General features: G+C 59.0%; 6 protein-coding genes and 1 riboswitch. Of the genes, 5 read left to right on the top strand and 1 reads right to left on the bottom strand.

The genetic code is table 11. From position 1 onward, the window contains the following. Positions 1-156 precede the first annotated feature (156 nt). The 4 genes from QCL51_RS22755 to QCL51_RS22740 are packed head-to-tail and all read left to right on the top strand — an operon-like array spanning position 157 to position 9,933. Positions 157-2,301, top strand: coding sequence for a type I secretion system permease/ATPase (locus tag QCL51_RS22755; RefSeq protein ID WP_021783851.1), 2,145 nt, complete (start codon positions 157-159; stop codon positions 2,299-2,301). Then, on the top strand, positions 2,298-3,716 hold the full coding sequence (locus QCL51_RS22750; protein WP_028698119.1) for an HlyD family type I secretion periplasmic adaptor subunit: 1,419 nt from the start codon (positions 2,298-2,300) through the stop codon (positions 3,714-3,716). Before QCL51_RS22755 ends, QCL51_RS22750 begins: the two co-directional genes overlap by 4 nt. Before the next feature lie 26 nt (positions 3,717-3,742). Continuing rightward, positions 3,743-4,516 (top strand): hypothetical protein, encoded by a 774-nt coding sequence (locus QCL51_RS22745; protein ID WP_135192559.1) that lies wholly within the window; start codon positions 3,743-3,745, stop codon positions 4,514-4,516. A gap of 5 nt (positions 4,517-4,521) precedes the next feature. Beyond that, positions 4,522-9,933, top strand: a complete 5,412-nt coding sequence (locus tag QCL51_RS22740) for a S8 family serine peptidase (protein ID WP_223271116.1) — start codon at positions 4,522-4,524, stop codon at positions 9,931-9,933. Between the two features lie 130 nt (positions 9,934-10,063). Here QCL51_RS22740 and QCL51_RS22735 read toward each other — a convergent pair whose 3' ends face one another. Further along, positions 10,064-11,497 carry a TolC family outer membrane protein gene (locus QCL51_RS22735; protein WP_021783855.1) on the bottom strand — a complete coding sequence of 478 codons (1,434 nt, stop codon included), beginning with the start codon at positions 11,495-11,497 and terminating at the stop codon, positions 10,064-10,066. A gap of 160 nt (positions 11,498-11,657) precedes the next feature. Beyond that, positions 11,658-11,764, top strand: a riboswitch (TPP riboswitch). Between the two features lie 153 nt (positions 11,765-11,917). On the opposite strand from QCL51_RS22735, the gene thiC reads away from it, so the two are divergent. Next, on the top strand, positions 11,918-13,798 hold the full coding sequence (gene thiC, locus QCL51_RS22730) for a phosphomethylpyrimidine synthase ThiC (protein WP_003249473.1): 1,881 nt from the start codon (positions 11,918-11,920) through the stop codon (positions 13,796-13,798). The last annotated feature ends 9 nt before the right edge of the window (positions 13,799-13,807 follow it).

The following is a 13,807-nucleotide window of genomic DNA, read 5'->3' as shown; positions in this document are numbered from 1 at the left end:
CTTCCTACACTGGATTTCTCGCCGTTAGGAAACTTCCTACGAATAGACTTTAAAAGTCAGAAGTGTCACACGCTTGTGTCGGAAGCTTGTAGGACGTTTGTCCTATTGCTTCGGGCTAGTATCGCCTCATGTCCGGTTTTCATAAGAGGTGGCGTGATGGCTGATTTATCTGATGGCAATGCCAACACTATTGAAAGTGGGCTGGTGTGTCTTATCACGCTGGCGCGTTACCATGGTGTTGCCGTCTCTGCCGAGCAGTTGCAGCACGATCATGCAGCAGCGGGTGAGCGTTTCTCTACCTGCACACTACTTCGGGCATTTCAGCAACTTGGCCTCAAGGCCAGACACCGCAGCGTCGATCCGGCCCGGCTGCAGCAGACGCCCTTGCCCGCTATTGCAGTGGATACGCGTGGTGAATACTTCATCATCGCGCGCGTGGAGGGCGAGAAGGTTCTGGTGCAGGACCCCCATTCCCGCGCGCCGCAAGCGCTGACCTTCGCGGAACTGGTGGTGCGCTGGTCGGGAGAACTCATTCTGGTTCGCTCCGATGCCCAGTTGCCCCTCGGGCTGTCACGCTTCGACTTTACCTGGTTCATTCCTGCCCTGGTGAAGTACAGGCGGCTATTTGGCGAAGTGCTCGTGGTTTCCCTGGTCATTCAGATACTGGCTTTGCTGACGCCTTTGTTCTTTCAGGTGGTAATGGACAAAGTCCTGGTGCATCGCGGTTTGACCACGCTGGATGTTATCGCCTTGGGTTTATTGGTCGTCGTTCTGTTTGAAACATTGCTGAGTGGGTTGCGTACCTATGTGGCAGCTCATACAGCGTCAAGAATCGATGTCGAACTGGGTGCAAAACTGTTCAGGCATTTGATCGATCTTCCCACCGCCTATTTTCACGCCAGGCGAGTCGGTGACTCGGTTGCCCGAGTGCGAGAACTGGAGAACATCAGAAGTTTCCTGACCAACAACAGCATCACGCTAGTGCTGGATGTGCTGTTCTCGGTGGTCTTCATCGCTGTCATGTTCCTCTATAGCGGATGGTTGACGCTGGTCGTCGTTGGCTCGCTGCCTTTCTATTTTCTCGTATCCTTGGTCGTTACTCCGCTACTGCGGGCGTTGATTGATCAAAGCTTCCAGCGCGGCGCCGAGAACCAGGCCTTTCTGGTCGAGGCGGTCAACGGCATCGACACACTGAAGTCGATGGCCGTGGAACCTCAGGTGACCCGGCGCTGGAATGATCAGTTGGCCGCTTATGTATCTGCCAGTTTCAAGACCCAGAACCTTTCCAGTATCGCCAATGAAAGCGTCGGCCTGATCGGCAAGCTGGTCACGGTAGCCACCTTGTGGCTGGGGGCCCGGCTGGTCATCGAAGGCGCACTCACGGTGGGCGAGCTGATCGCCTTCAACATGCTCGCAGGGCGCGTGTCGCAGCCCATCATCCGCCTGGCCCAACTCTGGACCAGCTTCCAGCAGACAGGGGTATCGATTCAACGCCTGGGTGACATTCTCAACACCCGTACCGAGGTCAACCAAGGCAAGGGCACGGTGCTGCCCACACTTGTCGGGCAGATCGAGCTCGATCGTGTGTGTTTTCGCTATCGGCCGGACGGGGGCGAAGTCGTGCGCGACGTCAGCCTGAAGATCGCCGCCGGAGAAGTGATAGGCATTGTAGGTCGCTCGGGGTCAGGCAAGAGCACGCTGACACGCTTGATTCAGCGGCTGTACTCACCCGAGCGGGGGCGGGTACTGCTCGACGGTGCTGACCTGGCGGTAGCCGATGTGGCGTCACTGCGTCGGCAGATCGGTGTGGTGTTGCAGGACAACGTGCTTTTCCGGCGCACCGTGCGCGAGAACATTGCCCTCGGCAACCCAGCGGCACCGCTTGAAGAAGTGATCGCCGCAGCGACGCTGGCGGGTGCTCACGAGTTCATCCTCGAATTACCGGATGGCTACGAAACCCTGATTGGTGAGCACGGCGCCAGCCTGTCGGGTGGGCAGCGACAGCGCATAGCCATCGCCCGAGCGCTGTTCGGCAACCCACGCATCCTCATTTTCGACGAAGCCACCAGTGCGCTGGACTATGAGTCCGAACGGATCATCCAGCAGAACATGGCGCGGATTTGCGCGCAGCGCACGGTCATCATCATTGCCCATCGGCTCTCGGCAGTACGCCATGCCGACCGCATCGTGGTCATGGAGCGTGGGCAGATCATCGAGCAAGGGACTCATGATGAGCTGCTGGGTTATCCACAGGGCACCTATGCCTACCTGCATCAACTGCAGCTCGGGGCCGCCGTATGAGTGTGGCGTTCAAGGACCTTGCCGAGCGCTACCGGGATGCGTGGATAACGGCATGGCGAAAGCGCCGGAGCATGGACGGCCCCGTACGTGAGCCCGACGAACTGGCCTTTTTACCTGCGGCACTGTCCTTGCAGGAAACGCCAGTGCATCCCTTGCCGCGCTACCTGCAGTGGAGCCTGCTGATGTTCATCGGGCTGGCGCTCGCCTGGGCTTGCATCGGTGAGATCGATGTCATCGCCAGTGCCGAAGGCAAGATCGTGCCCAGTGGCAGGAGCAAGTTGATACAGGCCAGCGAGGTCGCGGTGGTGCAGTCGATCCACGTCGTCGATGGCCAGCCGGTGCGCAAAGGCGATGTGCTGGTCGAGCTGGAAGGGCAGTTGACCGAGGCTGACATCAAGCGCCTGGGCAGCGAACTGCTGGCTGCACAGATCGACCAGGCCCGCGCCAGCACACTGCTGAGTGCGCTGGACGGCGATGTGGCACCTGCCTCCCTGGCACCATTGATACCGCAGGCCACGGCCGCGCAGCAGGCAGGCGCGCAGCGCTGGCTGGAGGGGCAATACCTGGAGTTGCAGGCCACGCTGGAACAGGCCGATGCCGAAATCGGTCAACGCGCTGCCGAAATCCGTTCCGCCCAGGGCCGGGCTGACGCGCTCCGGCAACTGTTGGTGATCACCCGCCAACTGACGGCGGATTACAAGCTGTTGTTCAGCGAATCGGCCGTGGCCAAGCACACCTACCTGGAAAAGGAGCAGGCCCGCCTGGAGCAGGAACGCGAACTGGCACTCCAGCGCTCGCGCATCGACGAACTGAACGCTGCACGGCTTGCTGCTCAGCACCGCCGCAGCGGTGCCATTGCCCAACTGCGCAGAGCCATGCTCGATCTTCACGGTGAGGCGCAACGGCGCATTGCAACCCTTGAGCAGGAGTTGAACAAGGCCGAGCAGCGGCATCGCCTCAAGGTACTGACATCCCCCGTTGACGGCACCGTCCAGCAGTTGGCGATCCATACACAGGGCGGGGTGGTTACACCCGCGCAGACACTGATGGTCATTGTGCCGACGGGCGAGCCGGTGGAAGTGGAAGTGAAAGTCGAGAACAAAGATATCGGCTTTGTATATCCCGGGCAGCCAGTGGAAGTGAAAGTTGAGACGTTCACGTTTACCCAGTACGGGGTTGTCCCGGGGGTGGTGGAGAGTATTTCTGACGATGCCATTGAAGATGAGAAGCGAGGGTTGGTTTATAGCGCTCGAGTCCGCCTGGGTAAGGAAATAATGCGTGTAGGAAAACAGGATGTTCCGTTGACGGCGGGTATGTCAGTGCGTGCGGAGGTTATTACGGATAAGCGCAAGGTTATAAGTTATTTTCTAAGACCTTTGCGGCGACATGTGCAGGAAAGTTTAACGGAGCGCTAAGTGATTACTTGTGAGGGCGATAACAGATGGGCGCGAATCAGCTACGAGAAAAAAACGGCTGGAGAATGCTGTACGAAATTATATGGAATGCACTGAGGGTTAGCGCCGCCGTCGCGTTGTGTCTTCCCGCGAGCTGTGTTGCTTTAGTAGTGGCGACTGTTGCTTTAAGCGAGAAATCGAAGCCGGTAGCACCCCCTGCACCAAAAGTATGTGGTGTGGTGTCCGGTGTTATGTATGAGTTTTCAAGCGAATATGTTCCTTTCTGGCCGGAATATGAGGATGAAGGAAGTTATAAGAGAGGGGCTGGCGGCGTTGATAGAGGGTGTGAATCAAATTTATATTCTTTAAGTCTGGCCATGAACTGGCCTGAGTTAACGCCGGGAAACTATTTCTCAGAGACGTTTAGTGGAATCGTAGTGACGATTGAACCATGGCCCGCCGGTGAGAGGGGACTGCGCGAAACCTTTGATTTTTTCATTTCCGAGGCAACTCATAAGCAGCGAGAGGCCAAGGTGTTTGATAGACAATTAGGTTTGAATCGAGTGGAAGGTGTTGATAGCGTTTTCCCCAATTCACCACGGATGATTTTCTGGTCTGAAAGAAATGGGTACATGGAGCAAATTGGAAGGTGTAGTTGGAGTAAGTATAGGTCTAAATACCATCGCTGTCATTTTAGATATTTGCTGGAGGACAGTAAAGCTATTGTAAAGATTGATTTTGGATGGGACGAATTGAGCGAGTGGGGTGAGATAGCATCGCGTGTAAAAATCTTCTTGGCTTCTAATGGTATACAAGGATAATTTTTATGATGAAATTAAGCCATTCTGATATCGAGCTTGCAAGCGAGTTGTTAACAAAAGAAGGTCCGTCGGCGATGTATGATAAATTAGCCGAAAAAGGTGATAAATATGCGGTGCTCGCAAATGGTGTGGCTCGGGGGAACAGCATTGCAGGTGTGGCGGCGATAAACTACATGAAAGGCGTAGCCGCAGAAGCGGGTATGCCAATGCGCGATGAAGATGTTGAAGCCATCCGTTTTAATATGGCTAAGGAATATCTGAATGCGTTAAAGGCGCATGCGGTGGATGGTTTTGTTTCAGGGCCAATACCTCAAGCTGCTATAGCGAATTTCCATAAGCAAGTATTTGAAGGTTCCGGATATCCTGAAAGCGCTTGGACCCTTTATCCCATATTTTTAGGATTGCCAGAAGAAAGTAAACAGATATATTGGGGACTGGTTTTGTCCTCTGCGGGGGATCCCGCGAAGGAGCTAGAGCTGGCAGGGCGTACCCATGCTTTTATGAGCCAAAAAAGTGTGTTGGGTTCAAAAGAGGTAATTGGAGCTGCTAGAAAGTGGTTTCATCATATCGAAGCACCCACGGGATGGTTCGATCTTGCGTCAACTACTTTCGACAAACTGGTTGATTTTTTCATACATCAAGATACTGGTTTAGGTGGAGGTGCATCAGACGCCTCAATCAAAATCGAAATCACCCCCACAACCGAATCCCGCCGCGACCTCCAAGGCCAGGACGATATCCGCAATGACGTCTCCAACGGCTACGTCGATCGTCGCCTGACCCACAGTATCGCATTCACCGACAGCACCCTCGACAACACCGACTTCACCTCCGCTCAGTTGGGCAGTTTGGCCACCGGTGGTGTTCGCCCTGGCGAGCTGCAGATCGACCCCAACGTGCGACCCAATCAGCATCTGGCTCAGTTCTATCGTGATGGCAATGAACAACCGGATTTCAGCCTGCGCAATGCCGTGGTACTCAACGGGTTGGCAGCAATGACCACGGTGAACACGTTTGTCGACCCGCTCTTGCTCGACCTCAGCGGCAAGGGCGTTGGTCTGACGGGTATCGAGGAAGGCGTACTGTTCGATATCGATAACAGTGGTTCACTGCGCCGCACCGGCTGGGCAGACCGGCTGACCGGCATGCTGGTGCATGACAACGGTACCGGCCAGGTGAGCAACGTCAGCCAGCTGTTCTCCGAATACTACGGCGGCAAGGCAGGCAGCGACGGCAGCTCTGGTGAAACACCGTTCAAGGATGGCTTCGCCGCCCTGGCAAGTGTCGACGCCAACGCCGATGGCGTCATCAACGTTGAAGACGCCATCTGGGCGCAATTGAAGGTGTGGGTCGATGGCAACCATGACGGGCGTGCCGATGCCGGTGAGCTGAGGGCATTGCAGGAGCATGGCATTAGCCAGATCAGGCTCGGCCAGGTCGAGCCGGTAGGAGAGGTGCGTCAGGGTAACGAGGTCATTTCCCGAGGCGCTTTCACTGTTAATGGTGAGGACCGGGAAGTACTGGCGGTGAGGTTTCTCGCCGATACCGTCGGTAATCGGATCGAGGCCCAGGAGGGTGGCACTCTACTGACTTCGTCAAGCGGGCCCACTTCCCGAAGGGCCTACATCAGCCAGAGTGCTCAAGGCAGCACGCTGGACGCCGCAGCGCTCGGCGTACAGACGCTGTACGGCAGCGCGGGCGATGATGTCTTGACCGCGGCCCCAGGGGGCAGTTGGCTGGTTGGTGGCGGTGGCAGCAACACCTATCACGGCGGGGCGGGCGACGATGTATTCGTGATCAGTGCCAGCGACGATTGGGCGAACATGCAGGGCAATGGTGGGCGCGACACGGCACTGATCGTGGGGGAGCATGGCGTTGGGCTGAACATGGCCAAGGCCGGGCTGACAATTGCGCAAGGCGGGCGGGGTAAGGACATCATCGCCAGCGGCGGTCAACGCGGAGTTTTCATAAAGGGCGGCTCGGGCGACAGCTTGCTGATTGGCGGTGGCGGCAACGATGTGCTGGTTGGCGGTACGGGCCGTAACGACATCATTGGCGGTACCGGCAAGTCGGTGATCTATGCGGGCCCCAAGGGGGATCGCATTCAGGCCTCGGCGGGCGGAAGTATCATTTACGCCGGTGGTGGCGCTGATCGGATTACGGGCGGTGCTGCCGATGACGTGATCGAGGCCGGACGCGGCGATGCCACGATTGACGGAGGCGCGGGCACCAACCTGGTCAGTTTGCATGGTGCTCACGACGAGTACCTGATCACACGTACCGAATCGGGCCACCTGATCACCGACACCGTGGCGGGACGAGATGGCCGTCTGAGCTTGAGCAACATCCAGAAACTCAGCTTCGCCGACATTGCTGCCATCGATCTTCTCGGCGGGGGCGCCATGCCAATCGGCGACAGGCTCTCGCCTGAGCAACTGGCTACATTCGCCACCACTGACACGGCGCTGATAGTCCCTGCAACGGCGCTGCTGGGCAATGACCAGCCACTTGGCAGCAGCGGGCCATTGCGCATCGCCTCAGTCAGCGCTGGCAAGGGTGCAACAGTGCGGCTGAATGAGCAGGGTGATGTGGAGGTCACGCCGTTGCCAGGCCATGACGGTGATGTCAGTTTCCGCTACGACTTGGTCGATGCTGCCGGCAATGCGTCCATGAGTGTGACCGAAGTGGGCAGTGCTGCATCAGCACCCTTGCGGGCAACGGTAACGTTGCGCCATGAACAATCCCCCGCTGACCCGCTGTCGGGGCGGCAGTGGTACCTGGACGAGATCAATGTCGCGCCGGTATGGCGTGACTTCACGGGCAAGGGGGTGAGGATAGGGCAGTTCGAGCCGGGTGGGGAGTTTGCCGTGGCACCGGAAATCTTCGACATCGGGCACCCCGATCTCAAGCCGAATATCGATCCTATCTGGCTACAAACTCAACGCACTAATGGCACGCTGCCCGCTCTGGCGTCCAATCACGCCACTCAAGTGGCTGGGGTCATGGTTGGCGCGCGCAATGATCAAGGAGGGATCGGCATCGCATATGAGGCGAAGATCGGCGGGCACTACCTGGCCAACAAAGGCGATGACCTGACCAATCTGGGGCAAATGGTCAACTACGACATAGCCAACAACAGTTGGGGTTTCAAAACGGACTTCGGACTCACAAATGTTCCAGAAGGAAAAGTCGATACTGCTCTGGCGCTGGCATTCAGCACTACGCTTGCCGCCACCAACGGCCGTGGCGGGCTAGGCACCATCGTCGTCGCCTCTGGTGGCAACCAGCGCCATAAAGGCGGTAATGCACAGGGCTCGCTGACCAACAACAACCGCCACGCCATTGAAGTGGCGGCCATCAACGCAAAGGCAGACCTCTCGGTACTGCAAGCTGCCACGGCACCCTTTTCCAATCCAGGCTCCAGCTTGCTGGTCGCTGCACCGGGGAGCCATGTTTTATCCAGTGGCGTCAGCCTTGAAGCGGAGCGCGGTGCGTCGGTCGGCAGCGCCTACAGCACGACTCAGGGCACCAGTTTCGCCGCGCCGATCGTCTCAGGCGTGGTGGCGTTGATGTTGCAGGCCAACCCGGGGTTGGGTTACCGGGATGTTCAGCAGATCCTCGCACTGTCTGCGCGCAAAGTGGATGACGCATCAACCCAATGGGCTTACAACGCAGGGCGCAATTGGAATGGCGGTGGCATGCACGCCAGCCACGACTATGGCTTTGGCATGATCGACGCCCGCGCCGCGGTGCGCCTTGCCGAGTCCTGGGGGAGCCGGGCGACCAAGGCCAATGAACGGCTGCTGACAGCCAGCAGTGAACCAGTGGCTCAACAGGTTGCGGCGGGACAGGTTGCGACTTTGTCTTTGACCCTGCCGGCTGATTTGCTGGTGGAGCATGTGGAGGTCGATGTCCACTCGATGGTCGGCCGCCTTGGCGACATGACGCTCACGCTGGTGTCGCCTGGCGGCACGCGCAGCGTACTGCTCGATCGCACAGGCAAGGCGCCGGGCTCGGGTGATGACGATCTGGGCGATTCGCGTTCAGGGGCGTTCAAATATGGGTTCATGTCGACCCATCATCGCGCAGAGCGCTCGGCTGGGGAGTGGAAACTCGAGGTGCGTAATGCTGTTGCTGGCTTACCGTTAACGCTTGATCGCTGGACGCTGCGCCTCGTCGGCAGCCCCGGCACCACCGATGATGTCTATTACTTCACCGACGACTACGCGAACCTGGTGGCAGAAAACCCAGGGCGCGCGAAGCTTGACGATGCCATCAGCGGCACCGCTGGCGGGCGCAATACGTTGAACGCGGCTGCAGTAAGTCGCAGTATCTCGGTGGATCTGGCCAGCGGCAGCGCCAGTATTGCCGGTGCGGCGCTCACCATAACCTCTGGCTCGGTGCAAAACCTTATCAGTGGTGATGGCGACGATACCTTGATCGCCGGGCCCGCCGGGGCATTACTGGATGGTGGCCGTGGGTACAATCTCCTCAAGGGGGGTGAGGGTACCGACCGCTTTGTCATCCACAGGCGTGCAGGCGGTAACGATGTACTCAAGCAGTTCGAGACTTCGCGTGAGGTGATCGACCTGGTCGGCTTTGGTGGTTCAGGGTTTGCTGACTTGCAGATGCAACAGGACGGCAATTCGACTGTGCTCGACCTTGGCAGTGGGCAGAAGCTGACGATTGCGGACACTACGATTGCTGAACTGCGGTCAGCGAACTTCCGTTTCCTTGACGCTTTCACCGCTGCACCAGGTTATTTCGAGGGCAGCCCTGAAGAGCAGACGACCCCGCCTGTCAACGCAAATGTTCTGCTTACCGGTGGTGCAGGTGGCGTGTCGCTTGCCAGTGACGCATCCGGGCAGTTGGTGGCTTCGTTGGCAGGCACGATATATTCCCCGCCGACGGTTGCGCCCAGCGTGTTTCTGGTGACAAAACAAGAAGGTGTGAGCGATTACAAGAACACCCTTCGGGGGTTCCGACACGGTATCGACAAGATTGACCTGACCCAGGTAGGCATCAGTCGCTTCGAGGATCTGCACGTCAGCAAAGTCCAGCGCTTCAAACTCAATGACTTTGCGCAGATCCACGGTGTAGCCGTTGATACTCAGGCAGTGCCGGGGCAGGAAGGTATTGTGAAGATGCTGTACCTGGATGCGCTCGAAGTTGCGCAGGTGACAGCGGAGGACTTTATCTTTGCGCAGCCGGCAATGGTCACATCTGAAGCGGTTGCCGTGCCAGAAATTTCCGCCCTTTCAGCAGGGTCATCGCTGTTTGCTGTCGAGCACTCGCTACCGAGCCTGGGGAATCTTGTTGACGCAATGGCTGCGTTCGCCCCTGAACCTGCGGGGCCTGCGCTAATTGGTGATATGTCGGTTCAACGCATCGACTCGACGATTGCCGTAGCCGCCTAGGCGTTGTCGTTCAGGGCTGGAGTGATTTTGGAGGCCTATCGCCAGCGAGCCAGCTCCCACAGGTGCATCATGCCTTCAGGCCTGGCACCGTGTGGGAGCGGGCAAGCCCGCGAAGAGTCCAGCCCCTATCTCAAGGCCTGCGCTCGAAGTTCTTGGCCGCTGCTGCCGCCAGGTCCGGTGGCAGGAAGTCCTTGTCCGGGTTGTAGTCAGGTTTCAGGTAGCGCTTCAGGTCCTGCAGGTCTTGCGGGCTCAGGGTGCCGGCTGCCTGCTTCAGGCTCAGGTTGTCGAGAATGTAGTCGTAACGGCTATTGTTGTAGTCGCGCACCGAGGTGTACAGCTGGCGCTGGGCATCAAGCACGTCGACGATGTTGCGGGTACCGACCTGGTAGCCGATTTCGGTGGCTTCCAGCGCGCTCTGGTTGGAAATGATCGACTGCTTGCGCGCCTGTACCTGTTCCACATCGGTGTTCACTGCGCGGTGCAGGTTGCGGGTGTTTTCCACGACCTGGCGGCGCAGGCTTTCACGCTGTTGCTCGCTCTGGCTCAGGCGCTGGTAAGCCTCGCGTACCTGCGAGCTGGTCAGGCCGCCGCTGTAGATCGGGATATTCAGTTGCAGGCCAACGCTGGTCTGCTCGACGTCGCCGCTGTAGCGCACCCCCAGTTGCGATGGGTTGGTAAAGCCGAGGCTGTCGTTATCACCCTTCTGGTACTTGGCCACGGCGTCCAGGGTCGGGGCATGCCCGGCCTTGCGCTGACGCAGGGTCTCTTCTGCGGCAGAAACCGCGTAGTTGGTGGCCAGCAGGTTGAGGTTCTGGCGCCCGGCGGTTTCGACCCAGGCTTTGGCATCGTTGGGCGTTGGCACTTGTACCGGCAGGCTATGCACTACGCCCTGGATAGAGGTGTACTCACGGTTGGTCAGGGTCACCAGGGCCTCGAAGGCATCCTGCACCTGGCGTTCGGCGATGATCCGGTTAGCGCGTGCAGTGTCATAACTGGCTTGGGATTGCAGCACGTCGGTCTTGTCCGAAAGGCCCACGTCGAAACGCTCGTTGGACTGATCCAGCTGGCGCTTGAAGGCCGCTTCCTCTGCCTTGGTGGCGGCCAGGTTGTCCTGGGCGCGGAGGACGGCGAAGTAGTTTTGCGCGGTTTGCAGGATCAGGTTTTGCTCGGTCGCCGACAGCTCCAGTGCTGCCTGTTCGTTGACGGCTTCGGCGGCTTGCAACTGGAACCAGCGATCAGCGCGGAAGATCGGCTGAGCCAAGGTCGCGCTCCAGGAGTTGCCGCTGCGATTGGACGTCATGGACGGCTCGTCCAGCTTGGTGCGGGTGTTCATCATCTCGGCACCGGCCGACAGGTTTGGCAGCAACCCGGCGCGGGCCTGCGGCACCACTTCGCGGCGCGCCCCGTAATCGGCGCGTGCGGCAGCCAGGTCGGCGTTGTTGTCCACTGCCTCCTGGTAGACGCTGACCAGATCGGTCTTGACTGTCGAGGGCACGTCCGCTGCCCAGACCACTCCGTTGGACGCACAAGACACGGCTATCGCCAGTGAGAGTTTGCGCAGCATAGAGGCAATCCTTGTACGAAATTTAATTACTGAACTGTTGAGTATCGAGCGATGGGCCAGTGTAGTGCCATGCGCACCCGGCAACAATCGCTCGGTGTGCCTTTCATCATCCGCGCATTTACCTGCTTGGCTTTGCTGACCACTCCAGTCTAGACTGCGCATGTTCTTGTCGGGGTGCCTTGAAGCAAAGGCTGAGATCGCAGAGGTGCGGATCCCGTTGAACCTGATCAGGTTAGCGCCTGCGTAGGGAACAAGATTGCTCGCCTTCCCGGGGAGCCTCTTGTGCCAGGTCCGGGATTGTCACAGCTGCTACAGCTTCAGGCACCCCCATGTCCGGCACTGCACCCAAAGAGGGTGCGTCCGCGCGTTTCAGGTTCACCCCGACATTCCACTGCTAGGAAGCCGTCAGGAGAGCCTGTGATGACCAAACAAGAAAAAGCGATCAACCTCAGCGAATCGGCACAAGTCGATCAGCAGTCCGTGCAACCCTTCCCGCGTTCGCGCAAGGTGTATGTCGAAGGCTCGCGCCCGGACATCCGCGTCCCCATGCGTGAAATCAGCCTGGATGACACCCCGACCGATTTCGGCGGCGAGTCCAACGCCCCGGTGCTGGTGTATGACACGTCTGGCCCGTACACCGACCCCGACGTGATCATCGACGTGCGCAAAGGCCTGGCCGATGTGCGTTCGGCGTGGATCGAAGCCCGCGGTGACACCGAGCGCCTGGAAGGCCTGAGCTCCGACTTCGGTCAGCAGCGCCTGAACGATGCAGAGCTGGCCAAGCTGCGTTTCGCCCATGTGCGCAACCCGCGCCGGGCCAAGGCCGGCGCCAACGTCTCGCAGATGCACTATGCCCGTCAGGGCATCATCACCGCCGAGATGGAATACGTGGCCATCCGCGAAAACATGAAGTTACAGGAGGCCCGCGCCGCCGGCCTGCTGAATGAGCAACATGCCGGCCACAGCTTCGGTGCCAACATCCCGAAAGAAATCACCCCTGAATTCGTCCGCCAGGAAATCGCCCGTGGCCGCGCGATCATTCCGGCCAACATCAACCACCCGGAAGTAGAGCCGATGATCATCGGCCGTAACTTCCTGGTGAAGATCAACGGCAACATCGGCAACAGCGCCCTGGGTTCCTCGATCGAGGAAGAGGTGGCCAAGCTGACCTGGGGCATCCGCTGGGGCTCGGACACGGTCATGGACTTGTCCACCGGCAAGCACATCCACGAAACCCGCGAGTGGATCATTCGCAACTCGCCGGTACCGATCGGTACCGTGCCGATCTACCAGGCCCTGGAAAAGGTCAACGGTGTGGCAGAGGACCTGACCTGGGAACTGTTCCGCGACACCCTGATCGAGCAGGCCGAACAGGGCGTGGACTACTTCACCATTCACGCCGGTGTGCTGCTGCGCTATGTACCCCTGACCGCCAAGCGCGTCACCGGCATCGTCAGCCGTGGTGGCTCGATCATGGCCAAGTGGTGCCTGGCGCACCACAAGGAAAACTTCCTGTACACCCACTTCGACGAAATCTGCGAAATCATGAAGGCCTACGACGTCAGCTTCTCGCTGGGCGACGGCCTGCGCCCTGGCTCGATTGCCGACGCCAACGACGCGGCGCAATTCGGTGAGCTGGAAACCCTCGGCGAGCTGACCAAGATTGCCTGGAAGCACGACGTGCAATGCATGATCGAAGGCCCCGGCCACGTGCCGATGCAATTGATCAAAGAGAACATGGACAAGCAGCTGGAGTGCTGCGACGAGGCGCCGTTCTACACCCTCGGCCCACTGACCACCGATATCGCGCCGGGTTACGACCACATCACCTCGGGCATTGGTGCGGCGATGATCGGCTGGTTCGGTTGCGCCATGCTCTGCTACGTAACGCCGAAGGAGCACCTGGGCCTGCCGAACAAGGACGACGTCAAGACCGGCATCATCACCTACAAGATCGCCGCGCATGCCGCCGACCTTGCCAAGGGCCACCCGGGTGCACAGATCCGCGACAACGCCTTGTCCAAGGCGCGTTTCGAGTTCCGTTGGGAAGACCAGTTCAACCTGGGCCTCGACCCGGACACCGCCCGTGCTTTCCATGACGAGACTCTGCCGAAGGAATCGGCCAAGGTCGCGCACTTCTGCTCGATGTGCGGGCCGAAGTTCTGCTCGATGAAGATCACCCAGGAAGTGCGTGAGTACGCTGCCAAGATCGAGGCCGTGGATGTGACGGTCGAGCAAGGCATGCGTGAGCAGGCCGAGCGGTTCCGCCAGGAAGGCAGCCAGCTGTACCACAAAGTGTAAGCACGCTGG

Origin of the sequence: Pseudomonas sp. LTR0 (assembly GCF_036630035.1) — a bacterium.
Lineage (GTDB): Bacteria > Pseudomonadota > Gammaproteobacteria > Pseudomonadales > Pseudomonadaceae > Aquipseudomonas > Aquipseudomonas putida_Y.
Note: the sequence above shows the minus strand (reverse complement) of the source record. Positions and strands in the feature narration are given on the sequence as shown.